Raw genomic sequence first — 22,772 nt, 5'->3', positions numbered from 1 at the left:
TCAACAAAGATCCCTGTGGGAGCGGGCTTGCCCGCGATGAGGCCAGTCCTGCTGACACAGAATTATGGAATAGCCCGCGCCGGCAACAGCTTCAAGGTACTGCGCGTATTGGCCGTGACCTCTTCGTCATTCAGGTGCGCCTGGAAGTACATCCCCTCGACGTAGGCCTCGGCCTGATCATCATAGTGACTGTCGAACAGTACGCCGCTCTGGCCGACCGGGTTGACGGTCAGGCTGTGGGCCGGGTCGGCGAAGTCGATCAGGCGCCGGGTCGAGGGGCCGTAGGTGACAGGCCACGGAGCCGGGCCGATCTTCGCCGAGAGGTTGTTCGGCACTTCGTGGGTGCCGGGTGCGGCGAAGGGGCCGACATTGAAGAACAGGTCCAGCGGCTTTTGCTGCCCCAGCGGATGGCCATGGGTCAACGTGTGCGCGCTGCCCCACTGCCATTGAGTGAAGTCTGCCCCGAGCGTGGCCTTGAGGTGGGCAATGGAGGCCTGCCATGCAGCCTTGACCGTGTCGGCGCGGGTTTCCTTGCCGAGGGTGTTGCGGTTGTCCCACCACGCTGAATCGGCGCTGGCGGCCAGGCGGGGTAGCGCGGCGTCGATCACCCGGGTCGAAAGCAGCGTTTCGAAGAAGTCGTTGCCCAGCTCATCGCGCATCGCCGCGTCAGCCAGGTTGAACAGCAACTGGTTGAACAGCGTGGCACTGGTCGAGTCGAGCGGGTAGTCACCTTGCCACTGGGCCAGTTGCTCCACCAGTTTGAGTTCGGCGGGGTCGCTCACCACTTCGCGCAACACTGGCAGCAGCGGGGCCAACAAGCGTGGACCGTAGGCTGTGGTGGTGCCCAGTTGCAGTTTCTGACTGTTTTCCAGGTCCCATTTGACGGCTTTGTCGCTGAGCTGGCGATTGAGTTGCTGGCCGCGATCGGCGAGGTTGTAATAGCCGGGAATCTCCATGCCGGTCGGCGACACCGGCTGGAAGTTGGCCGAGACGATGTAGCCCCGCGCCGGGTTTTCTTCCTGAGGGTTGGCGCTGAACGGGTAGAAGCCGTCCTTGTCGGCCTCGGCGGTGCTGCCATCGAGGATGAACCACGGGCGCGCTCCTGCCGGGCGCTTGGGCAGTTGTGCCGCCGCCCACCAGCCGATGTCACCCTTGGCATTGGCCCAGACAACGTTCAGGCCCGGCGCCTGGATCTTTGCCGCAGCGCCGCGGGCCTTGGCCAGTGTGTCGGCGCGATTGAGCTGGTAGAAACCTTCCAGGATCGGATTCTGGCTTTCGAGAAACGCCCACCACATGGCAATCGGCGTTTTGCCGACGCCGCTGCCCAAGGCATCGTTGACGATCGGACCGTGGGGCGACTGGCGCAGCACCAGCGTCACCGGAGCCTGGCCCTTGACCGCGATCTGCTGCTCGCTGGTCGTCATGTCTACCCACTTGCCGCGATACCAGACCTGATTGGGGTTGTCCGGGTTGACCTTCTCGGCGATCAGGTCGAGGTCGTCGTTCTGGAACATGGTGATGCTCCAGCCGAAGTCGCGGTTCATGCCCAGGGACGCGAACGGCATCAGGGCCTGATAGTGGCCGTAGAGTTCGAAGCCCGGGGCCGAGAGGTGCGCTTCGTACCACACCGACGGCGCGGAAAAACGGATATGCGGATCACCCGCCAGCAACGGCTTGCCGCTTTGCGTCCGGCTGCCCGCGACGACCCAGGCGTTGCTGCCCTCGAACTGTGGCAGGCCGTTGTCGGCCAAGGCCTGTTCGCTCAGGCGGGCGAGCGCGTTGAGGTCTTTCCAGTCAGCGCTGGCCAGTGGCGGTGCGGTTGCGTTGAGCACGCCCTTGGGTTGCCAGTCGAGATCGAAAACGCTGAGGTATTGGGGACCCAGTTGATCGCGCACGAAAGTCAGCAAGGGTTCGGTACGAAAGGCCGCGGCAAAACTGTAGGCCATGTAGCCGGCGATGCTGATGGTGTCCTGAGCGGTGAACGGGCGCTTTGGAATGCCCAGCACGTCGAACTCCACGGGTTTGGCGTGGCTGTCCTGATACTGGTTGATGCCGTCCAGATAGGCCTGCATGGCGATGAAAGAGGGCGACTGTTTGTCGAGGTTCGCGAAGTAGGTTTCGGCGCGTTCGCGAATGCGCAGGCTGCGCATCAGTTTGTCGGTGTCGAGCAGTTTCGGCCCGAGTACTTCGGCCAGCTCGCCACGGGCCAGGCGCCGCAGGACTTCCATCTGGAACAGGCGGTCCTGGGCATGCACGTAGCCGAGGGCGCGGTACAGGTCGGTTTCGTTTTCCGCGCGGATGTGCGGAACGCCGCGCTCGTCGTAGCGCACGCTGACCGAGCCTTGCAGGTGTTGCAGTTCCACCATGCCCTGGCGTGACGGCTGCTTGCTGTAGAAATACCAGCCAGCCCCGGCGGCCAGCACGACGATCAACAGCGCGAGAGCGGTCAAGCTGCGTTTCATGGAAACTCCTTGTTATTGTGATTCCAGGTGCCACTGTGTAACACGGCGCGCCGGCCTGGGGCATCGCCCATAGGAGGGATTCGTATTGGCGCGTCTTTGCCTACTTCGCCGGATCGACAGGCCACGGGCAGTAACATCCCACCGCCAGTGTGTGCGTGGCACTCACTGCACGCCCCTCATCCAGCGCTTGCAGGATAGGTTCGATGAAGCTGTTACTGGAGTTGCAGGTCAGGCCTTCGCTGTACGGGCCGAAGTACGCCAGTTTGCCGCTGCGATCCCAGATTGCCACGGCCGGGCTGGCGGGGATCTGTTCGGAACCGGGCAGGATGTCGATGGTTTTCAGGCTGCTCAGGGTGCTCGGCAACTGGCCGTGGCTGCCGGGTTTTTGCACGGCATAGAATTCCACGCCATGGGGTACGTAGCGCTCGACCAGTTCGGTCAGGTGTTGTTGATTGCCGACGTTGCACGGGCAGGCCGGGTCCCAGAAATGCACCAGGCGGATGGCGCCAGGGCCGGCGAGGGACTCGGGAAGGCGCAGTGGATCGCCGGAGAACATCGCCGTGTGCTCGCTGAACGCCCGCAGGTAACGCTCCTGGAACCAGTTGTAGGCCGCCCACAATACGCCGGCACACACCACGGCGAGCAGGCTGGCAAACAGGGTGGCGCGAAGGGGCGGGCGCATCGGTTCGATCCTCGAAGGTCGGCTAGCTTGCCATGCTTGCCGCGACAGATGAATATCGCAGGCCTATAAAGTCCGTTTCACGCTCTGGAATCGTCCATGCCGGCCACTTTCGACCCTGATCTTCTACGTGCAAGTCTGCTGCCATTGGCGGCCGGGCAGCCGTTGTCGGCGCAGGCGCAGGCCTATCAGCGATTCTACGGGCTGGATTTCGCGCAGCGTCAGGTGCGTAGCGGCCTTGGGCGTTTCGAGGTCGATGGTTATGAACTGGTCAGCCAGTTCTGGTGGCCCGAGCAGGCCAAGGCGACGCTGTTTGTCATCCACGGTTTCTATGATCACACCGGGCTCTACCGGCATGTGATCGAGTGGGCGCTGGACCAGGGCTTTGCGGTGATCGCCTGCGACTTGCCGGGGCATGGCCTGTCCAGCGGCGAGCGGGCGAGTATCAAGGATTTCGCCGAGTATCAGGACACCTTGCAAGGCTTGTTCAGCGAGGCGCATTCCCTCGATTTGCCGCAACCGTGGCACCTGTGCGGGCAGAGTACCGGTGGGGCGATCGTGATCGATCATGTGTTGAATGCAGGGGCGAGCAGCCCGGCGCAGGGGCAGGTGATCCTGCTGTCGCCACTGGTGCGGCCACGGGCGTGGGGTTGGTCGCAGTTGAGTTACTACGTGCTCAAGCCTTTCGTCAAAGCCATCGCCCGGCGCTTCAGCGAGAACTCCAACGACCCGGCCTTTCTGCCGTTCCTGCAAGCCGATCCGTTGCAGCCGCTGCGCCTGCCGACCGCCTGGGTGGGCGCATTGGCGCGCTGGATCAAACGCATCGAGGCAGCGCCCATGAGCAGCCGCCGGCCGCTGATCGTGCAGGGGCAGGCCGACATGACGGTAGATTGGGAGCATAACCTGGAGGTGTTGCGGGGCAAGTTCGATCGGCCGCAGGTGCTGATGCTGCCCGAGGCGCGGCATCATCTGGCGAATGAGACGTTGGTGATGCGAACGGAGTATTTCGGGTTTCTGACCAAGCGGATCAAGGGGCGCAATCCCTAGTGATTGTGCTGGCCTCATCGCTGGCAAGCCAGCTCCCACAAAGGTTGTGTCGAGCATGAGCGCCACAAAACACTGTGGGAGCTGGCTTGCCAGCGAAGATTATTGGGTCAGGTTCGAATTGCTCTGCCCCACCGCCAACCCCGCCCGAATCGCCGCCAGCGCAGCCTGATAGTAAGCCTGGCCTTCCGCCGATTCGGCAAAGGTCGCGAACTCTTCCAGTTCGTCGTCCGACAGCTCGCGATAGACATACAGCAGCGTGTTGTTGAGGTCGCTGCCGATCTGGTCCATCAGGCGCTGACGCTGGCCGTTGAGCATGCCCTGGGCCTGACCGGCACCGAGCAACCCCGGGATCATCGAACTCAAACTGTCGGCGGCAACACCGGCGATCGCCAGGCTGACTTCCGCGCCGGCCTCGCGTGCGGGCAGGGCTTGTGCCAGATGACCGATGATCAGCAGGCGGCTGTCGCTGGCCTGCATCTTCGGCAGGCCCTTGGCGTTTTTCGCCAGTTGGTCGCGGCGGGTCGCCAGCAGTTCGGCGGCGATGACTTTCTTGCCCAGGGGTGACTGGAAAAACGTCAGTGCAGGTTTTGGATCGGTGAGGTTCTTGCGCAATTGCGCTTCGGCGCGCTGGTCCACGGCCTGGGCGGAAAAACGTTGATTGCTGTTATTGACCAGTGCCTGAAACACCGCCGGAGGCAGGCTGCCCTGGTAGCGTTGTTGTGCGGCGGAGAGGGCGTCGTTGAAATGCGCGCGTTGTTCCGGCCAGCCGGCGACCTTGTACAGCTGGTCGTGGCCGTCTGCCCAGGCGGGCAAAACGCAGAACATCAACAGTGATAAAAGCAAACGGCGCATAGGGACTCCTGTCGGCAGGCGACTATTCTCCGTGTGGCATCCGTACTTGTCGAGAATTCGTATCAACCCGCTGCGCGGCTCTGTCGGATTTTCGGGCGCAGGAATACTATGCGCGCCATGCAAATATCCTCTGATCACCCGCTGCTGTTACGAATCGTCGACGACCTGGCTGAACACGGCTGGTCGCAGCAGAACATTTTCCTGCCTCAGGACCTGACCCGAGCGCTGGCGGCCGAGTGTCGCAAACGTGCTGCCGAGGGTGAACTGGCTCCTGCAGCCGTGGGCCGTGGGCCGTCGTCGGAGATCCGCGAAGGAATTCGCGGCGATCATATCCAGTGGATCGACCCCGGCCAGGCCGAGGCCTGCGACAGCTATCTGAGTCTGATGGACAGCCTGCGCGAGGCGATCAATCGCGGTCTGTTTCTCGGCCTGGAGGATTTCGAAAGCCATTTTGCGATGTACCCGCCGGGGGCGTTCTACCTCAAGCATGTCGATCGCTTTCGCGATGACGACCGGCGCATGGTCTCCGCGGTGGTTTACCTCAATGACGCCTGGCTTCCCGAACACGGCGGCCAGTTGCGCATGTACCTCGACAATGACCGCGTCTACGACGTGCAGCCTACTGGCGGCTGCCTGGTGGTGTTTCTCTCCGGCGAGGTCCCCCACGAAGTCCTGCCCGCAACCCGCGATCGCCTGTCGTTGACCGGCTGGTTCCGGCGGCGCGGCAACGAGCCGTTCTGATCATGCAGATGATTCTGGTCAGTCGCTGCCTGTTGGGCCACCGGGTTCGTTACGACGGCGGGGCCAGCGGGCCGTTCGATCAGCTTCAGGCGTGGCTCGACGAAGGACGGGTCGTGCCGTTGTGCCCGGAAGTGGCCGGCGGCTTGCCAACGCCTCGGGCGGCAGCGGAAATTCCAGGCGGGCAGGGCCGGCAAGTTCTCGATGGCCAGGCGTCGGTGATCACCACCGAGGGCGAGGACGTCAGTGCGCAGTTTTTGTCGGGGGCGTATCAGGCGCTGGAGTTGGTGCAAAAACACGGCATCCGCATCGCCGTCCTCAAGGCCAACAGTCCGTCTTGCGGCAACCTGTTGACCTATGACGGGACCTTCAGCGGCGTGAAGGTCAGTGGCGAGGGCGTGACGGCGGCGCTACTCAAGCGCCATGGGGTGCAGGTGTTCAGCGAGCTGGAGTTGCCGCAAGCGGCAAAGGCGTTGGCAACGCTGAACTGACAACAGACACAAAACCCTGTGGGAGCGAGCTTGCTCGCGATGGCGGCCTGACATTCAACATCAATGTTGACTGGTCTGGCCTCATCGCGAGCAAGCTCGCTCCCACAGGTTCTGCACTTGGTTCAGTTTTGCAGCTTGGGTGCCACACCCGCATCCGCCCTCAACCACTTCTGCTCCAGCGCATGCAGGCGCCCGTCATCCTTGATTCGCTGCAAGGCGTTTTCCAGGCTGGCATGGAACGCCGGATTACCCTTCTGAAACGGAATCACCAGGCTCACGGCCGGGTTGGATTTTGGCTTTTCTTCTGTCAACGACTGCACCAGCAGAATGGAGCGTGGCTCTTCTTTCTGCGCGATCATTTGCGTGCTGGTTTGAACGTAAGGTTCGCTGAAGTCGAAACGATCACTGAGATCCGCGGTCACTGCAATGTGGTTGATGGCTATGTCGTATTTGCCGCTTTGGACGCCGGTCAGCAGGTCGCTGCCGTCGGTGACGACAAAGTCGGCCCGGACATCGAGTTCACTTGCCAGCAGTTGGCCCAGTTCGACTTCGAAGCCGGTGAGCTTGTCGTCATCCTTGAAGTTGAAGGGTGGGGTATTGGCTTCAACGGCTATGCGCAATTCGCCCCGGTCGTTGATGTCATCAATCAGTTCGGCATGAGCCAGCGGGCTCAAAAGGGGTAGCAGGCAGATCAGGCCAGGCAGAAAGCGCATGGTCACTCCTTTGAATTTATTATCGCGACCCTCTGATTCAGGCTCGCTTTGCTATGGTTGTCGAGTGCCTTCGACAACGAATGGCCATGAAGTTGTCATGGCCACGCGGATTTTACGGAAAAACTGGAGAAGAGAATGAAAACCTTTATGTCACGTGCTGCTTTGGCTGGCCTGTTGATGGGTGTTTCGGTGCTGGCCAGCGCTGCAACGCCGGCTCCGAAAGGTGCCGAAGTGTCCATCGTGTCTCCCAAGGACGGCGCGACGGTTCCCCAGACAGTCGTCGTCAAGTTCGCTGTCGAGAACATTGCCCTGGCGCCGGCGGGTAATACCACCAAGAACACCGGTCATCACCACTTGCTGATCGATGTCGACGAGCTGCCGGCCGCCGGTGTGCCGATCCCAAAAGATGCCAACCACCTGCATTTCGGCAACGCGCAGACCCAGTCTGAAGTGACGCTCACGCCAGGCAAACACACCCTGCAGCTTGAACTGGGCGATAGCAACCACATGCCGTTCGATCCGCCGATCGTTTCCGAGAAGATCACCGTCAACGTCAAGTAACGTTGTGGCGTGAATGAAAAAGGGAGCCCGAAGGCTCCCTTTTTTTGTCGCTCAACCCGTGATCAGAACAACACGCGGCTACGGATGGTGCCGTTGACGTGTTGCAGCTTCTCTTGCGCCAGGTCCGAGTACTCGGCGTCGACGTCGATGACCACGTAGCCGACCTTCTCGTTGGTCTGCAGGAACTGACCGGAGATGTTGATGCCGTTTTCGGCGAAGACCTTGTTGATCTCGCTGAGTACGCCCGGAATGTTTTCGTGGATGTGCAGCAAGCGGTGCTTGCCAGGGTGAGCCGGCAGGGCCACTTCCGGGAAGTTCACGGACGATACCGAAGTACCGTTGTCGCTGTACTTGACCAGCTTCTCAGCCACTTCCAGACCGATGTTGGCCTGGGCTTCAGCGGTGGAACCACCGATGTGCGGGGTCAGGATCACGTTGTCCAGGCCACGCAGCGGGCTTTCGAACTCTTCGTCGTTGGAGCGTGGCTCCACCGGGAAGACGTCGATGGCCGCGCCGATCAGGTGCTTGTCCTTGATGGCGGCCGCCAGGTGGTCCAGTTCGACCACGGTGCCGCGTGCGGCGTTGATCAGGATGCCGCCTTTCTTGATGGCGCGGATTTCCTTCTCGCCCATCATCCACTGGGTAGCGGCGGTTTCCGGTACGTGCAGCGAAACGATGTCGGACATCGCCAGCAGCTCGTGCAGGTTGCCTACCTGGGTGGCGTTGCCCAATGGCAGCTTGGTGATGGTGTCGTAGAAGTACACCTGCATGCCCAGGCCTTCCGCCAGGACCGACAGTTGAGTACCGATCGAGCCGTAGCCGACGATACCCAGCTTCTTGCCGCGGATCTCGAAGGAGTTGGCCGCGCTCTTGATCCAGCCGCCACGGTGGCAGGAAGCGTTCTTCTCAGGGATGCCGCGCAACAGCAGGATCGCTTCGGCCAGCACCAGCTCCGCTACGGAACGGGTGTTGGAGTACGGCGCATTGAACACGGCGATGCCGCGCTCGCGGGCAGCACTCAGGTCGACCTGGTTGGTGCCGATGCAGAAACAGCCGACCGCGACCAGCTTCTTCGCGTGATCGAAGATCTCTTCGGTCAGTTGAGTGCGCGAGCGAATGCCGATGAAGTGAGCATCTGCGATCTTTTCCTTGAGCTGGGCTTCCGGCAGAGAACCAGTGAGGTACTCGATGCTGGTGTAGCCCGCCGCCTTGAGGACGTCGACAGCCGATTGGTGGACGCCTTCGAGAAGAAGGAACTTGATCTTGCTCTTATCGAGAGAAGTCTTGCTCATCTGCGTAAACCTGTATCCCGGAGAAAAATGGCAGGAGGTGGTCAACAGATGCTGACCCGGACGGCAGGAAAGCCGTCACCGCAGAACAGCCCTTGGGCACTATCCTGCGGGGTCGATATGCTAGCATAGGCGCCCCGCTAAACACTCATTCCTGCGACGTGAAGCGTTCTCAGGATGACCATGAATTGTTCGAGAGTTCTGTCGATGACCAATCCTGCCCTGATTGAAGAGCTGAAGACCCTGGTTGAGCCTGGCAAGGTGTTGACCGATGCCGACTCCCTGAATGCTTACGGTAAGGATTGGACCAAGCATTTCGCCCCGGCCCCGACCGCTATCGTGTTCCCGAAGACCACCGAGCAGGTCCAGGCCATTGTTCTGTGGGCCAACAAACACAAGGTGGCGCTGGTGCCGTCCGGCGGCCGTACCGGTTTGTCTGCCGCGGCCGTGGCAGCCAATGGCGAAGTCGTCGTGTCGTTCGACTACATGAACCAGATCCTCGACGTGAACCTCACCGACCGTACTGCCGTTTGTCAGCCGGGCGTGGTCACCAAGCAATTGCAGAACGTAGCTGAAGAAAAAGGCCTGTACTACCCGGTGGACTTCGCCTCGTCCGGTTCGAGCCAGATTGGCGGCAATATCGGCACCAATGCCGGCGGAATCAAGGTGATTCGCTACGGCATGACCCGTAACTGGGTTGCCGGCATGAAAGTCGTCACCGGCAAGGGCGACGTGCTGGAACTGAACCGCGACCTGATCAAGAACGCCACCGGCTACGACATGCGCCAGCTGTTCATCGGCGCCGAAGGCACCCTCGGTTTCGTGGTCGAAGCGACCATGCGCCTGGACCGTGCCCCGAAAAACCTCACCGCGATGGTCCTGGGCACCACCGATTTCGACTCGATCATGCCGGTACTGCACGCCTTCCAGAGCAAGCTTGACCTGACCGCCTTCGAATTCTTCTCCGACAAAGCCCTGGCCAAAGTCATGGGTCGCGGTGACGTCCCGGCGCCATTCGAAACCGATTGCCCGTTCTACGCATTGCTGGAATTCGAAGCGACCACCGAAGAAGTGGCCAACCACGCCCTCGAAACCTTCGAGCATTGCGTCGAGCAGGGCTGGGTGCTGGACGGCGTGATGAGCCAGAGCGAAACCCAGCTGCACAATCTGTGGAAGCTGCGCGAATACATCTCCGAAACCATTTCCCACTGGACGCCGTACAAGAACGACATTTCGGTCACCGTGTCGAAAGTGCCGGCGTTCCTGAAGGAAATTGACGCGATCGTCGGCGAACACTACCCGGACTTCGAAATCGTCTGGTTCGGCCACATCGGCGACGGCAACCTGCACTTGAATATCCTCAAGCCGGATAACCTGAGCAAGGACGAGTTTTTCGCCAAGTGCGCCACCGTCAACAAGTGGGTGTTCGAAACCGTCGAGAAGTACAACGGCTCGATTTCCGCCGAGCACGGCGTGGGCATGACCAAGCGCGACTACCTGACCTACAGCCGCTCGCCGGTTGAGATCGAGTACATGAAAGCGGTCAAGGCGGTATTCGACCCGAACGGCATCATGAACCCGGGCAAGATTTTCGCTGTTTGATTTCGAACTTAAAGAGCCAACGAAGCAGGAGTCGGTAATGAGCTATCAGCACCAGTATGTCGACGGTACGCGCATTCATTTCCCGCTGGGGAAAGTGGTGTGCATCGGCCGTAACTACGCCGAACACGCCAAGGAACTGGACAACCCGGTACCGACCGAGCCGCTGCTGTTCATCAAGCCGGGCAGTTGCGTAGTGCCGCTGGAAGGCGGTTTCAGCATTCCGACCGAACGTGGCTCGGTGCATTACGAGGCGGAAATCGCGGTGTTGATCGGCAAGCCGTTGTCGACCAAGCCGAGCGTTGAAGAAGTGCTCGACGCCATCTCCGGTTTCGCCCCGGCGCTGGACCTGACCCTGCGCGACAAGCAGGCCGAGCTGAAATCCAAGGGCCTGCCCTGGGAAATCGCCAAGTCCTTCGATGGTGCGGCAGTGATTGCTCCGTTCGTGTCCGGCGGCACGTTTGCCGACCTGACCGACATCGGCATCCGCCTGACCATCAATGGCGAAGTGCGCCAGGACGGCAACAGCAGCGCCATGCTCAACCCGATCGTGCCGATGATCCAGCACATGGCCGGCTGCTTTTCGCTGCAGGCCGGTGATGTGATCCTCACTGGCACGCCAGTGGGCGTTGGTCCGCTGAATGTCGGTGACGAGATCGTCCTGGAACTGCCGGGCGCCAGCAGTTTCACCAGCAGCGTCCGTTAGTTGTAACGCCGCTGTACCCTGTGGGAGCGAGCTTGCTCGCGATTGCGGTGTGTCATTCAACATCTCTGTTGGCTGACACGACCTCATCGCGAGCAAGCTCGCTCCCACAGTAGTGTGTGGTGGTCTGAAGTTGGGACTCCACACAGCTTCATCCTGTCATTTCCCGTTTTTTTCACATCCGGTCTGGATAATTTCAGTGCTTTCGGCCTCTGAGCCGGCCCCAAATTGTGCTATTACCCCTAGCCTGAATTTCTGGAACGCATTTCCCAATGGCCACTGCTCCGCTTTCCTCGCTTGAACCTGTCCGCCGCTCACGCTTCGCCCTGCGTTGGCACACCTGGCTACTGCTGGTAGCCGTTGTCGCCTACGGCGTTGCATTTGCCATGCATTGGGATGCGCGGGGCGTGCTCTGGGTGAAAGAGCAATTCAAGAGCCCGGCCGAGCGTCAGGCCAGTGTCTGGCTGCCGGACTATCGGGCGGTGATCGATGCCAAGCCGTTGCCGGGCATGGAGAAGGACGAAGCATCGGACGTGGCCTATGACCCTCAGACCAAAACCCTGTTTTCGGTCATGGGCAAGAACCCGTTCCTGGCCGAATTGAGCTTGCAGGGTGATGTGCTGCGCAAGATGCCATTGGTCGGCTGGAGCAATCCCGAGGGTGTCACCGTGCTGGGCGACGGCCGACTGGCCATTGTCGATGAGCGCGAGCATCTGATCGTTATCGTCAAGGTCGATGCCGACACCCGCGAGCTGAACATCGCCGATTTCCCGAAATATGACCTCGGCCCTTCCAAAGACCAGAACAAAGCCTTTGAGGCTGTTACCTGGGATTCGAGCAATCAGCAGCTGGTGCTGGGCGAAGAGCGCCCGCCGGCATTGTTTACCTGGAAAGGCGATGGCAAGGTCCTTGCCGGCGACAAGTTGAAGATGGCCAGTCACGCACTGGACATGCGCAACCTGTCGGCGCTGGCGATCGACCCGCGGACTGGCCACATGCTGGCGCTGTCCGCCGACTCGCACCTGTTGCTGGAACTGGACAAGAACGGCGAGCAGGTCAGCTTCATTACTCTGCTGCGAGGCTTCAACGGCCTGAAAGGCACCATTCCACGTGCCGAAGGCGTGACCATGGATGAGGCGGGCACGCTGTACATGGTGAGTGAGCCGAACCTGTTTTATCGCTTCGAAAAACAGCGCTGACGTTGACGATTTGTAGGATTGTTCGCGTTCGGTTGTAGGTTCAGGCCAGTGGCCATTAAGCTTCAGTTCAGACAGGCGTGATATTTCATCCGCCTGTTTCTACCCTGAGCCCACCCGAATGCGTCGATTTGCCCGCCCCAAATCCCTGATTCTGATCCTGTCGGTGGTCTTGCTGATCGCGTTGATAGCGATCGCCCAGTACCTGCGCCTGTTCGAGCGAGGCTGGTTCAATCTGCATGCGCTGTGGCAGCCGGTGAGTTCCCGCTCCATGAGCCTGGATCAGTACAAGGTCGTCACCGAAGCGCAGGTGATCGATGGCCTGGCCGACAACGTTTCAGCGTTGACCTACGACCCGGTGCGCAAAAGCCTGTTCACCGTCACCAACAAACAAAGCGAGCTGATCGAGCTGTCCCTCGACGGCAGGATCTTGCGCCGTGTGGCGTTGGTCGGTTTCGGTGATCCGGAGGCGGTGGAGTTCATCAGCGAAGACATTTACGTGGTCACTGACGAAAGCCAGCAGCGGCTGATCAAGATCCGTCTGGAACCGGACACCACCTTCATCGATGCGGCGGACGCCGAGCAGATGACCCTCGGCGTACACATGGGTGGCAACTCGGGTTTCGAAGGGCTGGCTTACGACTCGGTGGGCAAGCGCCTGTTCGTGGCCAAGGAGCGCAATCCGATGTTGATCTACGAAGTGCACGGTTTTCCGCGCTTCAATCCCGAAGAGTCCTACTCGGTGCACGTGATCAACGACCCCAAGCGTGATGCCGGGATGTTCGTGCGGGACCTGTCGAGCCTGCAATACGACGAACGCAGCGGGCATTTGCTGGCGCTGTCGGATGAGTCGCGGTTGATTCTGGAGCTCGATGTGGACGGGCGGCCGTTGAGCACAATGTCATTGCACAAGGGGCGCCAGGGTTTGCAAAAAACCGTGCCGCAGGCGGAGGGAATCGCGGTGGATGATGACGGTACGCTGTACCTGGTCAGTGAGCCGAACCTGTTCTACGTGTTCAAGAAACCCACACAACCCTAACCAGCACCCCAAAACACTGTGGGAGCGAGCTTGGTCCGGGCGGCGATCCGACGATTGCGGTCTGTCATTCAACATTTCAGTCGACTGACACGGCCTCATCGTCGGATCGCCGCCCGGACCAAGCTCGCTCCCACAGGTTTTTCATCTGCCCACAACAATGTGGGCGGTCTTGCTTACTCGGCGCGCAGTGTCTTCACGCCTTCGCTGGTACCCAGCAACAACAGGTCCGCCGGACGCGCCGCGAACAAGCCATTGGTGACCACGCCGACGATCGCGTTGATCTGTGTCTCCAGCTCCACCGGGTTGGTGATCTGCATGTTGAACACGTCGAGGATGATGTTGCCGTTGTCGGTCAGCACGCCTTCGCGGTAAACCGGGTCGCCGCCGAGCTTCACCAGCTCGCGGGCCACGTGGCTGCGGGCCATCGGGATCACTTCCACCGGCAGCGGGAAAGCACCGAGCACCGGCACCAGTTTGCTGGCGTCGGCAATGCAGATGAACGTCTTGGCCACGGCCGCGACAATCTTCTCGCGGGTCAGGGCCGCGCCGCCGCCCTTGATCAGGTTCAGGTGCTCGTCGCTTTCATCGGCGCCGTCGACATAGAACTCCAGGTCGCTGACGGTGTTCAGTTCGTACACCGGAATCCCGTGGCCCTTGAGGCGCGCGGCGGTGGCTTCGGAACTGGCGACGGCGCCGTCGAATGCGCCCTTGTGTTTGGCCAGGGCGTCGATGAAGCAGTTGGCGGTGGAGCCGGTGCCGACCCCGACGATGCTCTTGTCGTCGAGTTTCGGAAGGATGAAGTCGACGGCGGCCTGAGCCACTGCCTGTTTGAGTTGATCCTGGTTCATGCGGGCTCCGGGGTGCCGAGGAGGGGACGAAAGGCCGGCATTATAGCCCCATGTCGGGCTAAAACCTCTGTATTCGTGTGGTCGTCCGGGCAAAAGCCGGGTTAGACTCCGTGGTCCTGCCCAACCCGCTCAGTGATGCTTTCCGATGCTTGAACAGTACGTCAAAAAGATCCTCACCTCGCGCGTTTATGACGTTGCCGTAGAAACCCCGTTGCAGTCTGCCCGCCAGCTCTCCGAGCGGCTGGGCAACAGCATTTGGCTCAAGCGCGAAGACTTGCAGCCGGTGTTCTCGTTCAAGATTCGCGGCGCCTACAACAAGTTGACCCAGTTGAGCGACGAAGAACGCGCCCGTGGCGTGGTCACCGCCTCGGCGGGCAACCATGCCCAGGGCCTGGCGCTCGCGGCCAAGGTGTTGGGCGTGAAAGCGACCATCGTCATGCCCAAGACCACCCCGGAGATCAAGGTCGAAGGCGTGCGCTCGCGTGGCGGCAAAGTGGTGCTGCACGGCGACTCGTTCCCGGAAGCTCTGGCCTACTCGCTGAAACTGGTCGACGAAAAAGGCTACGTCTACATTCACCCGTATGACGATCCTCACACCATTGCCGGGCAGGGCACCGTGGCCATGGAGATTTTGCGCCAGCACCCGCAGCCGCTGGATGCGATTTTCGTTCCGGTGGGCGGCGGCGGCCTGATCGCCGGCATCGCGGCGTACGTGAAGTACCTGCGCCCGGACATCAAGATCATCGGCGTCGAACCGGATGATTCCAATTGCCTGCAAGCCGCCATGGCGGCGGGCGAGCGTGTGGTGCTGCCGACCGTGGGCCTCTTCGCCGACGGCGTTGCGGTGGCCCAGATCGGTCAGCACACCTTCGATATCTGCAAAGACCATGTCGATGAGGTGATTACCGTCAGCACCGACGAAATCTGTGCCGCCATCAAGGATATCTACGACGATACCCGCTCGATCACCGAACCTGCCGGCGCCTTGGGCGTGGCCGGGATCAAGAAGTATGTCGAGCAGCGCGGCGTCAGCGGCCAGACCTTCGTGGCCATCGACTCCGGGGCCAACGTCAATTTCGACCGCTTGCGTCATGTGGCCGAGCGTGCGGAGCTGGGCGAGGGCCGCGAAGCGATCATCGCCGTGACCATTCCCGAGAAACCAGGCAGCTTCAAGGCGTTCTGCGAGGCCATCGGCAAGCGCCAGATCACCGAGTTCAACTACCGCTACAACACCGGCAGCGAAGCGCACATCTTTGTCGGCGTGCAGACCCACCCGGAAAACGACCCGCGCAGCGCATTGATCGCCAGCCTGAGCGAGCAGGGTTTCCCGGTGCTGGACCTGACCGACAACGAACTGGCCAAGCTGCACATCCGCCATATGGTGGGCGGGCGTGCGGCGCATGTGGTCGATGAAGTGATCCTGCGTTTCGAATTCCCGGAGCGTCCGGGCGCACTCTTCAACTTCCTCAACAAGCTTGGCGGGCGCTGGAACATCTCGATGTTCCACTACCGCAACCATGGCGCGGCGGATGGCCGTGTCGTCGCGGGCCTGCAAGTGCCCCATGACGAACGCCACCTGGTGCCGGCGGCGCTGGAAGAAATCGGCTACCCGTACTGGGACGAAAGCGACAACCCGGCCTATCAGCTGTTTCTTGGCTGAGGGGCTACGCTGTTGGGCAGGCAATAAGGAAATCGAACAATGGAAACGTTAACTGCCCTGAAAATGGCGCACATGGTGGCAACTGTTGTACTGCTGGCGTGTGCGCTGGGGTTGGGCGTCTGGGTTTTGCTGGCGCGGCGCAAGGGTGACGCGACGGCGGGAAGCCGTACCCTGCAACGGCCGCGTGTATTTGTCTGGCTGTTGATGGGGCTGGCGCTCCTGAGTATGCCGTTCACCGGCTGGTGGATGGTGCATCTGGTGGGCTGGCCGCTGGGGCAGACCTGGTTGCTGGCCTCCAGTGTGCTGTACACCGTGGCGGCGCTGGCGTGGTTCTGGCTGCTGGTGCGCCTCAATAAACTGCGCAAGACGCCGGGTGGCGTGGGGAAGTTCACCTTTGCCCTGGCGTTGTTCAGTTTTGTCTGTTTTATCGCCATTGCCGGATTGATGGGCGCCAAGCCGGTTTAACCCATGAAACCGAGTCGACCCAATCGCAGGCAAGCCAGCTCCCACAGGGATATTTAGTGAACACAGATTTTGTGAGCACCCGAGAAACCTGTGGGAGCTGGCTTGCCTGCGATGGCGATATTAGCCGCGCAGGCTGATCACCGGCCAACCCCGCTTCTCGGCCTCGGCCCGCAGATTCGGATCAGGATCGACCGCCACCGCATGGGTCACCTGCTCCAGCAACGGCAGATCATTCATCGAGTCGCTATAAAAGTAGCTGTCGTCCAGCGAATACCCGGTTTCCTCCAGCCAGCGATTCAGGCGCGTCACCTTGCCTTCACGGAAGCACGGCACATCGGTGCTGCGCCCGGTATAGCGGCCGTCGACCATTTCGCACTCGGTGGCGATCAGGGTTTCGACGCCAAGGCGCACGGCGATCGGCGCGGTGACGAAGCGGTTGGTCGCAGTGATGATCACCAGTTTGTCGCCGGCGGCACGGTGTTTGGCCAGCAGTTCGATCGCCTTGGGCAGCATGATCGGCTCGATGCAGTCGCGCATGTAATCGCTGTGCCACTGATCCAGCGTGGCCATTTCGGTGCGGCCGAGCACTTCCAGGCAGAAGTTCAGGTAAGCGGCGTTATCCAGTTTGCCGGCCAGGTAATCCTGGTAGAACTCATCGTTGCGAGTCTTGTAGGCGACGGCGTCGAGAAAGCCGCGCTCGCACAGGTAATCGCCCCAGGCGTGATCGCTGTCACCGCCCAGAAGGGTGTTGTCCAAATCGAATAAAGCCAGGCGCATTGCAGTTACCCGCTGAAAAGTCAGTAAAAAGGCGACAAGAATACGGTCTTTTCACAAGAGTGCACATAAGGTAGGAACCTTCGTTGCCGCCTTCACAACCTTTGTGGAACAATGCGACGACATGCGTTTGCGAGGTTGTAGCCGTGATCGACCCCGATGGTTTTCGCCCCAATGTCGGGATCATTCTGACGAATGACGCCGGCCAGGTGCTATGGGCTCGCCGAATCAATCAAGATGCCTGGCAGTTTCCGCAGGGGGGAATCAACCCCGAAGAGACGCCGGAAGACGCCTTGTACCGCGAGCTGAACGAAGAAGTGGGCCTTGAGCGCGAAGATGTTGAAATTCTCGCCTGCACCCGGGGCTGGTTGCGCTATCGTTTGCCGCAACGTCTGGTACGTACCCACAGCCAACCGCTGTGCATCGGCCAGAAACAGAAATGGTTTCTCCTGCGCCTGATCTCCAACGAGCAGCGGGTGCGGATGGATTTGACCGGTAAACCGGAATTCGATGGCTGGCGCTGGGTCAGTTATTGGTATCCGTTGGGCCAGGTGGTGACATTCAAGCGCGAGGTGTATCGACGCGCTCTCAAAGAGCTTGCCCCGCGCCTTTTAGCGCGCGACTGACGACGGAGTTCGACCCCGAGCCATGCTCAATACGCTGCGCAAGATCGTCCAGGAAGTTAACTCCGCCAAGGATCTCAAGGCGGCGTTGGGGATTATTGTGTTGCGCGTCAAAGAGGCCATGGGCAGCCAGGTTTGCTCGGTCTACCTGCTTGACCCCGAGTCCAACCGTTTCGTGCTGATGGCCACCGAGGGCTTGAACAAGCGCTCGATCGGCAAGGTCAGCATGGCACCCAACGAAGGTCTGGTTGGCCTGGTCGGTACGCGCGAAGAACCCCTGAACCTCGAAAACGCTGCGGACCACCCGCGCTACCGCTACTTCGCCGAGACCGGTGAAGAGCGCTTCGCTTCATTCCTCGGGGCGCCGATCATTCACCACCGCCGGGTCGTCGGCGTGTTGGTCATCCAGCAAAAGGAACGTCGCCAGTTCGATGAAGGTGAAGAAGCCTTCCTCGTGACCATGAGTGCGCAGCTCGCCGGCGTTATCGCCCACGCCGAAGCCACCGGTTCGATCCGTGGCCTCGGTCGTCAGGGCAAAGGCATCCAGGAAGCCAAGTTCATCGGCGTTCCGGGCTCGCCGGGTGCGGCAGTCGGTACGGCGGTGGTCATGCTGCCCCCGGCCGATCTGGACGTGGTGCCCGACAAGACCATCACCGACATCGAGGCCGAACTGGGTCTGTTCAAGACCGCCATCGAAGGTGTGCGCGCGGACATGCGCGCGTTGTCCGCCAAGCTCGCCACTCAGTTGCGCCCGGAAGAACGGGCGTTGTTCGACGTCTATCTGATGATGCTCGACGACGCGGCGCTGGGCAGCGAAGTGACCACCGTGATCAAGACCGGCCAGTGGGCACAGGGCGCTTTGCGTCAGGTGGTCACCGATCACGTCAACCGTTTCGAATTGATGGACGACGCTTACCTGCGCGAGCGTGCATCCGACGTCAAGGACCTCGGTCGCCGCCTGCTCGCCTACTTGCAGGAAGAGCGCCAGCAAACGCTGGTCTACCCGGACAACACCATCCTGGTCAGCGAGGAACTGACGCCGGCGATGCTCGGCGAGGTGCCTGAAAGCAAGCTGGTGGGCCTGGTCTCGGTACTCGGCTCGGGCAACTCCCACGTCGCGATCCTTGCCCGGGCCATGGGCATCCCGACCGTGATGGGCCTGGTCGACCTGCCGTATTCCAAGGTCGATGGCATCGGCATGATCGTCGACGGTCATCGCGGCGAGGTCTACACCAACCCCAGCGAGGTGCTGCGCAAGCAGTTCGCCGAGGTGGTCGAGGAAGAGAAACAACTGGCCCTGGGGCTCGATGCGCTACGCGATCTGCCGTGTGTCACGGTCGATGGCCACCGCATGCCGCTGTGGGTCAACACCGGCCTGTTGGCGGATGTGGCGCGAGCACAGAAACGCGGCGCCGAAGGCGTCGGTCTGTACCGCACCGAAGTACCGTTCATGATCAACCAGCGGTTCCCGAGCGAAAAGGAACAACTGGCGATCTACCGCGAGCAACTCGCCGCATTCCACCCGCAACCGGTGACCATGCGTAGCCTGGACATCGGCGGCGACAAATCGCTGTCGTACTTCCCGATCAAGGAAGACAACCCGTTCCTCGGCTGGCGCGGTATTCGTGTCACCCTCGACCACCCGGAAATCTTCCTGGTGCAGACCCGGGCCATGCTCAAGGCCAGCGAAGGCTTGAACAACCTGCGGATTCTGCTGCCGATGATCTCCGGCACTCACGAACTGGAAGAAGCCCTGCACCTGATCCACCGTGCGTGGGGCGAAGTGCGTGACGAGGGCTGCGACGTGCCTATGCCGCCGATCGGCGTGATGATCGAGATTCCGGCAGCGGTGTATCAGACCAAGGAACTGGCGCGGCAAGTGGACTTCCTTTCGGTCGGTTCCAACGACCTGACCCAGTACTTGCTGGCCGTTGATCGCAACAACCCGAGGGTGGCCGACCTTTACGACTACCTGCACCCGGCGGTGCTGCAAGCCTTGCAGGCCGTAGTGCGCGATGCCCATGCCGAAGGCAAGCCGGTGAGCATCTGCGGTGAAATGGCCGGTGACCCGGCAGCCGCCGTGCTGTTGATGGCGATGGGTTTCGACAGCCTGTCGATGAACGCCACCAACTTGCCGAAGGTGAAGTGGATGCTGCGCCAGATCAACCTGAGCAAGGCCAAGGAGCTGCTGGCCGAACTGATGACCATCGACAACCCGCAGGTTATCCACAGCTCGTTGCAACTGGCGCTGAAGAACCTTGGATTGGCGCGGATGATCAATCCGGCTGCGGTCAAGGCCCTCTAGTATTGCGGCGCCCCAATCGCGGGCAAGCCCGCTCCCACAGGTTTCTCTGGTGTTCACAAAATTTGTATTCACCAACGATCACTGTGGGAGCGGGCTTGCCCGCGATGGCGTCAGCCCGGTCGCCGCCTAAACCAAAATATCTACCTCTCCCAGATGCCCACCAAACGGCCCGAAACTCCTTTCGACCAAATGCCGTGAACCATCCGGCTGCACAATCAACGCCGTGCTCGCCCGGGTTCCGTAACTCTGGCTGGCAATGAACACGCTCGACAGCAGCGTCTCGGTGGCCAGCCCCACTCCGGTATCCGGCAACTCGGCAAGCGGTGCGGTCTGCGCATCGCTCAATAACGCCAGCAGCGCCTGAGGCTGCGGATCATCCAGCACCTCGCTCAACGCTGCCTTGGCTTTGAGCAGTTTCGGCCACGGCGTATCCAGCCCGGCATTGGATAAGCCGTAGACCCCCGGGGCCAACATCACCGCCTCCGATTCCCGTTGATTGAAATGCCAGAGTTCGTTGGCATTGCCGACCAGCAGGTTGAAGCCGCCATATTCCAGCGAACCGTCGATAACCTCGGCTAAATAGTCATCAATCGGCAGTTTTCCGCTGAGAAACCGCGCAACCAGCTCGCCACGAGACTTGCGCCCTGGCGGTCGATGAGGATCGCGGATGTTGGTCAGCGCCGCAAAACGTCCGTTGGCACCGACGCCGAGCCAGGTGCCGCCGGCCTCGAGGTCGCGCCCTGCATGCACGTGCGGCGCTTCAGGCCATGGCGCCAGGGGCAGGCTGGGGCGGGCGTAGAACTCATCGCGATTGGCCGCCACGACCAGCGGCTGGGCATGACCCGGGCGCCAGGCAAAAACAATCAGGCACATAAGGTTGTCCTTGTGTGTTTTTTGCCCACTCTACGCAGACATCGCTCATCGATCCATCGCCTTGCACAGTGGAGCTTGAGGCCATGCATCCGTTACCATGCCGCTCCGGTTTTGGGGATGCGGGCGAGACGACCATGGAATTTCTGCTCTATCTGGCGCTCGGCGCCTGTGCGGGTGTACTCGCCGGGCTGTTTGGCGTGGGCGGCGGGATCATCATCGTCCCGGTGCTGGTGTTCAGCTTCAAGGCCCAGGGGTTCGATCCATCGATCCTCACGCACCTGGCAGTGGGAACGTCCCTGGCGACGATCATCTTTACCTCGGTCAACGCGGTACGCGAACATCACCGCCGTGGCGCCGTGCGTTGGCCAATCTTCATGTGGATGACCGTCGGCATTCTGGTCGGTGCCGGGTTCGGCGCGCTGACGGCGGAAGCGATTTCCGGCCCCAACCTGCAGAAACTCATAGGTGTATTCGCCCTGGTGATCGCCGCTCAGCTGGCGCTGGAGGTCAAACCCAAGGCCAGCCGAACCGTGCCGGGCAAACTCGGTCTGACCGTGGCCGGCAGCGTGATTGGCTGGGCTTCGGCGATTTTCGGCATTGGCGGCGGTTCGTTGACCGTGCCGTTCCTGACCTGGCGCAGCGTGCCGATGCAGCAAGCCGTGGCCACTTCATCGGCCTGCGGGCTGCCGATCGCCCTGGCCAGTGCGTTAAGTTTCATGATTCTGGGCTGGCACGATCCGTTGCTCCCGGCCCATAGTCTCGGCTTCATTTATTTGCCGGCGTTGCTGGGCATTGCCCTGACCAGCATGGTGTTCGCCCGTTTGGGTGCGCGATTGGCCCACAGCTTGTCGCCGAAGTTGCTGAAACGGCTGTTTGCCGCTTTGCTGTTCTGCGTCGGCCTGAACTTTCTAGTCTGAAGCATCTGCTCTGACGCACAGCGCAATCCTGGCTTAATCCTGAGGTGGCAGCGTCGCCCGGGAATTTTTAAGATTTGAACTCTAACGAGGAGTCGCAATGCTGCCTTACCCGCAGATCGACCCGGTGGCCCTGGCCATCGGTCCGCTGAAAATCCACTGGTACGGTCTGATGTACCTGATCGGTATCGGCGGCGCCTGGCTGCTGGCCTCTCGCCGCTTGAACCGCTTCGACCCGACCTGGACCAAAGAGAAACTCTCCGACATGGTGTTCTGGATGTCGATGGGGGTGATCGTCGGCGGGCGCCTGGGTTATGTGTTGTTCTACGATCTGCATGCCTACCTCGCCAACCCGACGCTGATTTTCGAAGTGTGGAAAGGCGGCATGTCGTTCCACGGCGGTTTCATCGGCGTGATGCTGGCGGCGTTGTGGTTCGGTAAAAAGAACAACAAGTCGTTCTTCCAGCTGATGGATTTCGTCGCGCCGATGGTGCCGATTGGCCTGGGCGCCGGGCGTATCGGCAACTTCATCAACGCCGAGCTGTGGGGCAAGCCGACCGACGTGCCGTGGGCGATGGTCTTCCCGCCGTTCAGCGATCCGGCGCAACTGGCGCGTCACCCGTCGCAGCTGTACCAGTTCGCCCTCGAAGGCGTGGCGCTGTTCCTGATCCTCTGGCTGTTCTCGCGCAAGCCGCGGCCGACCATGGCGGTCTCTGGGATGTTCGCGCTGTTCTACGGCATCTTCCGTTTCATCGTCGAATTCGTCCGTGTACCGGACGCGCAGCTGGGCTATCTGGCCTGGAACTGGCTGACCATGGGCCAGGTGCTGTGCGTGCCGATGATCCTCGGCGGTCTGTTCCTGATCTGGCTGGCGTATCACCGCGCCCCGGCGACTCCAGCGGCAGCTGTATAAAATTCGAACCCCGCAGCGATGGTTGCGG

General features: G+C 61.1%; 22 protein-coding genes. 14 read left to right on the top strand and 8 right to left on the bottom strand.

Translation table 11 applies throughout. The features are described 5' to 3' along the window. Positions 1-62: 62 nt before the first annotated feature. Both EI969_RS04920 and EI969_RS04915 read right to left on the bottom strand, forming a co-directional pair. Entirely contained in the window at positions 63-2,462 is a 2,400-nt protein-coding gene (locus EI969_RS04920) for a penicillin acylase family protein (RefSeq protein ID WP_160386180.1), read from the bottom strand. A gap of 100 nt (positions 2,463-2,562) precedes the next feature. Then, the gene (locus tag EI969_RS04915) at positions 2,563-3,144 is read right to left on the bottom strand and encodes a DUF6436 domain-containing protein (protein ID WP_160386179.1); all 582 of its coding nucleotides are present in this window, start codon (positions 3,142-3,144) and stop codon (positions 2,563-2,565) included. 96 nt (positions 3,145-3,240) lie between these two features. On the opposite strand from EI969_RS04915, the gene EI969_RS04910 reads away from it, so the two are divergent. Further along, positions 3,241-4,188 (top strand): alpha/beta hydrolase, encoded by a 948-nt coding sequence (locus tag EI969_RS04910; RefSeq protein WP_160386178.1) that lies wholly within the window; start codon positions 3,241-3,243, stop codon positions 4,186-4,188. Between the two features lie 99 nt (positions 4,189-4,287). On the opposite strand, the gene EI969_RS04905 is transcribed toward EI969_RS04910, so the two are convergent. Further along, the gene (locus EI969_RS04905) at positions 4,288-5,040 is read right to left on the bottom strand and encodes a DUF2059 domain-containing protein (RefSeq protein WP_160386177.1); all 753 of its coding nucleotides are present in this window, start codon (positions 5,038-5,040) and stop codon (positions 4,288-4,290) included. A gap of 108 nt (positions 5,041-5,148) precedes the next feature. Between EI969_RS04905 and EI969_RS04900 the strand changes: the two genes are divergently transcribed. After that, positions 5,149-5,781: a 2OG-Fe(II) oxygenase gene (locus EI969_RS04900; RefSeq protein ID WP_150719382.1), complete on the top strand. Its 633-nt coding sequence runs from the start codon at positions 5,149-5,151 to the stop codon at positions 5,779-5,781. A gap of 2 nt (positions 5,782-5,783) precedes the next feature. Beyond that, positions 5,784-6,269, top strand: coding sequence for a DUF523 domain-containing protein (locus EI969_RS04895; RefSeq protein ID WP_160386176.1), 486 nt, complete (start codon positions 5,784-5,786; stop codon positions 6,267-6,269). Positions 6,270-6,391: 122 nt separating this feature from the next. On the opposite strand, the gene EI969_RS04890 is transcribed toward EI969_RS04895, so the two are convergent. Further along, positions 6,392-6,982, bottom strand: coding sequence for a transporter substrate-binding domain-containing protein (locus EI969_RS04890; protein ID WP_160386175.1), 591 nt, complete (start codon positions 6,980-6,982; stop codon positions 6,392-6,394). A 135-nt stretch (positions 6,983-7,117) separates the two neighbouring features. Here EI969_RS04890 and EI969_RS04885 point away from each other — a divergent pair, with 135 nt between their 5' ends. Further along, on the top strand, positions 7,118-7,543 hold the full coding sequence (locus EI969_RS04885; protein ID WP_160386174.1) for a DUF4399 domain-containing protein: 426 nt from the start codon (positions 7,118-7,120) through the stop codon (positions 7,541-7,543). Between the two features lie 62 nt (positions 7,544-7,605). On the opposite strand, the gene serA is transcribed toward EI969_RS04885, so the two are convergent. Continuing rightward, positions 7,606-8,835 (bottom strand): phosphoglycerate dehydrogenase, encoded by a 1,230-nt coding sequence (gene serA / locus EI969_RS04880; RefSeq protein WP_110659339.1) that lies wholly within the window; start codon positions 8,833-8,835, stop codon positions 7,606-7,608. A 204-nt stretch (positions 8,836-9,039) separates the two neighbouring features. On the opposite strand from serA, the gene EI969_RS04875 reads away from it, so the two are divergent. From EI969_RS04875 to EI969_RS04860, 4 genes are all read left to right on the top strand, one after another. Further along, positions 9,040-10,434: an FAD-binding oxidoreductase gene (locus EI969_RS04875; protein WP_160386173.1), complete on the top strand. Its 1,395-nt coding sequence runs from the start codon at positions 9,040-9,042 to the stop codon at positions 10,432-10,434. Between the two features lie 37 nt (positions 10,435-10,471). After that, positions 10,472-11,137 carry a fumarylacetoacetate hydrolase family protein gene (locus EI969_RS04870; RefSeq protein WP_160386172.1) on the top strand — a complete coding sequence of 222 codons (666 nt, stop codon included), beginning with the start codon at positions 10,472-10,474 and terminating at the stop codon, positions 11,135-11,137. 269 nt (positions 11,138-11,406) lie between these two features. Next, on the top strand, positions 11,407-12,333 hold the full coding sequence (locus EI969_RS04865; RefSeq protein WP_160386171.1) for an SdiA-regulated domain-containing protein: 927 nt from the start codon (positions 11,407-11,409) through the stop codon (positions 12,331-12,333). 118 nt (positions 12,334-12,451) lie between these two features. Continuing rightward, entirely contained in the window at positions 12,452-13,369 is a 918-nt protein-coding gene (locus EI969_RS04860) for an SdiA-regulated domain-containing protein (protein WP_160386170.1), read from the top strand. 173 nt (positions 13,370-13,542) lie between these two features. Here the strand turns inward: EI969_RS04860 and rpiA are convergent, their stop codons facing one another. Then, on the bottom strand, positions 13,543-14,217 hold the full coding sequence (gene rpiA / locus EI969_RS04855) for a ribose-5-phosphate isomerase RpiA (protein ID WP_160386169.1): 675 nt from the start codon (positions 14,215-14,217) through the stop codon (positions 13,543-13,545). Between the two features lie 145 nt (positions 14,218-14,362). Between rpiA and ilvA the strand changes: the two genes are divergently transcribed. Together ilvA and EI969_RS04845 are read left to right on the top strand one after the other, a co-directional pair. Continuing rightward, the gene (gene ilvA, locus EI969_RS04850) at positions 14,363-15,877 is read left to right on the top strand and encodes a threonine ammonia-lyase, biosynthetic (protein WP_057712867.1); all 1,515 of its coding nucleotides are present in this window, start codon (positions 14,363-14,365) and stop codon (positions 15,875-15,877) included. A 39-nt stretch (positions 15,878-15,916) separates the two neighbouring features. Beyond that, positions 15,917-16,342, top strand: a complete 426-nt coding sequence (locus EI969_RS04845; protein ID WP_160386168.1) for a DUF2269 domain-containing protein — start codon at positions 15,917-15,919, stop codon at positions 16,340-16,342. 120 nt (positions 16,343-16,462) lie between these two features. On the opposite strand, the gene EI969_RS04840 is transcribed toward EI969_RS04845, so the two are convergent. Continuing rightward, positions 16,463-17,119, bottom strand: a complete 657-nt coding sequence (locus EI969_RS04840; RefSeq protein WP_160386167.1) for an HAD family phosphatase — start codon at positions 17,117-17,119, stop codon at positions 16,463-16,465. 143 nt (positions 17,120-17,262) lie between these two features. Between EI969_RS04840 and EI969_RS04835 the strand changes: the two genes are divergently transcribed. Together EI969_RS04835 and ptsP are read left to right on the top strand one after the other, a co-directional pair. Then, positions 17,263-17,742 (top strand): RNA pyrophosphohydrolase, encoded by a 480-nt coding sequence (locus tag EI969_RS04835; protein WP_003229203.1) that lies wholly within the window; start codon positions 17,263-17,265, stop codon positions 17,740-17,742. A 22-nt stretch (positions 17,743-17,764) separates the two neighbouring features. Next, entirely contained in the window at positions 17,765-20,044 is a 2,280-nt protein-coding gene (gene ptsP, locus EI969_RS04830; RefSeq protein ID WP_160386166.1) for a phosphoenolpyruvate--protein phosphotransferase, read from the top strand. 126 nt (positions 20,045-20,170) lie between these two features. On the opposite strand, the gene EI969_RS04825 is transcribed toward ptsP, so the two are convergent. Then, a complete protein-coding gene (locus EI969_RS04825; RefSeq protein ID WP_160386165.1) occupies positions 20,171-20,917 on the bottom strand; it encodes an NRDE family protein in 747 nt (248 codons plus the stop codon). 134 nt (positions 20,918-21,051) lie between these two features. Between EI969_RS04825 and EI969_RS04820 the strand changes: the two genes are divergently transcribed. Together EI969_RS04820 and lgt are read left to right on the top strand one after the other, a co-directional pair. After that, positions 21,052-21,834 carry a sulfite exporter TauE/SafE family protein gene (locus EI969_RS04820; protein WP_160386164.1) on the top strand — a complete coding sequence of 261 codons (783 nt, stop codon included), beginning with the start codon at positions 21,052-21,054 and terminating at the stop codon, positions 21,832-21,834. A gap of 97 nt (positions 21,835-21,931) precedes the next feature. Continuing rightward, on the top strand, positions 21,932-22,744 hold the full coding sequence (gene lgt, locus EI969_RS04815) for a prolipoprotein diacylglyceryl transferase (RefSeq protein ID WP_160386163.1): 813 nt from the start codon (positions 21,932-21,934) through the stop codon (positions 22,742-22,744). Positions 22,745-22,772 lie beyond the last annotated feature (28 nt).

Source organism: Pseudomonas sp. PB101, from assembly GCF_009764265.1.
In the GTDB taxonomy this organism is placed as follows: domain Bacteria; phylum Pseudomonadota; class Gammaproteobacteria; order Pseudomonadales; family Pseudomonadaceae; genus Aquipseudomonas.
The sequence above is the reverse complement of the archived record's forward strand: the minus strand, read 5'-3'. Positions and strand labels throughout refer to the sequence as shown.

What these genes read in the sequence shown, in the direction of transcription:
- EI969_RS04920 (WP_160386180.1), bottom strand. Translation starts at nt 2,462, where the DNA reads ATGAAACGCAGCTTGACCGCTCTCGCGCTGTTGATCGTCGTGCTGGCC.
- ptsP (WP_160386166.1), top strand. Translation starts at nt 17,765, where the DNA reads ATGCTCAATACGCTGCGCAAGATCGTCCAGGAAGTTAACTCCGCCAAG.
- EI969_RS04845 (WP_160386168.1), top strand. Translation starts at nt 15,917, where the DNA reads ATGGAAACGTTAACTGCCCTGAAAATGGCGCACATGGTGGCAACTGTT.
- ilvA (WP_057712867.1), top strand. Translation starts at nt 14,363, where the DNA reads ATGCTTGAACAGTACGTCAAAAAGATCCTCACCTCGCGCGTTTATGAC.
- EI969_RS04865 (WP_160386171.1), top strand. Translation starts at nt 11,407, where the DNA reads ATGGCCACTGCTCCGCTTTCCTCGCTTGAACCTGTCCGCCGCTCACGC.
- EI969_RS04895 (WP_160386176.1), top strand. Translation starts at nt 5,784, where the DNA reads ATGCAGATGATTCTGGTCAGTCGCTGCCTGTTGGGCCACCGGGTTCGT.
- EI969_RS04820 (WP_160386164.1), top strand. Translation starts at nt 21,052, where the DNA reads ATGGAATTTCTGCTCTATCTGGCGCTCGGCGCCTGTGCGGGTGTACTC.
- lgt (WP_160386163.1), top strand. Translation starts at nt 21,932, where the DNA reads ATGCTGCCTTACCCGCAGATCGACCCGGTGGCCCTGGCCATCGGTCCG.
- EI969_RS04900 (WP_150719382.1), top strand. Translation starts at nt 5,149, where the DNA reads ATGCGCGCCATGCAAATATCCTCTGATCACCCGCTGCTGTTACGAATC.
- EI969_RS04910 (WP_160386178.1), top strand. Translation starts at nt 3,241, where the DNA reads ATGCCGGCCACTTTCGACCCTGATCTTCTACGTGCAAGTCTGCTGCCA.
- EI969_RS04915 (WP_160386179.1), bottom strand. Translation starts at nt 3,144, where the DNA reads ATGCGCCCGCCCCTTCGCGCCACCCTGTTTGCCAGCCTGCTCGCCGTG.
- EI969_RS04840 (WP_160386167.1), bottom strand. Translation starts at nt 17,119, where the DNA reads ATGCGCCTGGCTTTATTCGATTTGGACAACACCCTTCTGGGCGGTGAC.
- serA (WP_110659339.1), bottom strand. Translation starts at nt 8,835, where the DNA reads ATGAGCAAGACTTCTCTCGATAAGAGCAAGATCAAGTTCCTTCTTCTC.
- EI969_RS04825 (WP_160386165.1), bottom strand. Translation starts at nt 20,917, where the DNA reads ATGTGCCTGATTGTTTTTGCCTGGCGCCCGGGTCATGCCCAGCCGCTG.
- rpiA (WP_160386169.1), bottom strand. Translation starts at nt 14,217, where the DNA reads ATGAACCAGGATCAACTCAAACAGGCAGTGGCTCAGGCCGCCGTCGAC.
- EI969_RS04860 (WP_160386170.1), top strand. Translation starts at nt 12,452, where the DNA reads ATGCGTCGATTTGCCCGCCCCAAATCCCTGATTCTGATCCTGTCGGTG.
- EI969_RS04885 (WP_160386174.1), top strand. Translation starts at nt 7,118, where the DNA reads ATGAAAACCTTTATGTCACGTGCTGCTTTGGCTGGCCTGTTGATGGGT.
- EI969_RS04875 (WP_160386173.1), top strand. Translation starts at nt 9,040, where the DNA reads ATGACCAATCCTGCCCTGATTGAAGAGCTGAAGACCCTGGTTGAGCCT.
- EI969_RS04905 (WP_160386177.1), bottom strand. Translation starts at nt 5,040, where the DNA reads ATGCGCCGTTTGCTTTTATCACTGTTGATGTTCTGCGTTTTGCCCGCC.
- EI969_RS04890 (WP_160386175.1), bottom strand. Translation starts at nt 6,982, where the DNA reads ATGCGCTTTCTGCCTGGCCTGATCTGCCTGCTACCCCTTTTGAGCCCG.
- EI969_RS04870 (WP_160386172.1), top strand. Translation starts at nt 10,472, where the DNA reads ATGAGCTATCAGCACCAGTATGTCGACGGTACGCGCATTCATTTCCCG.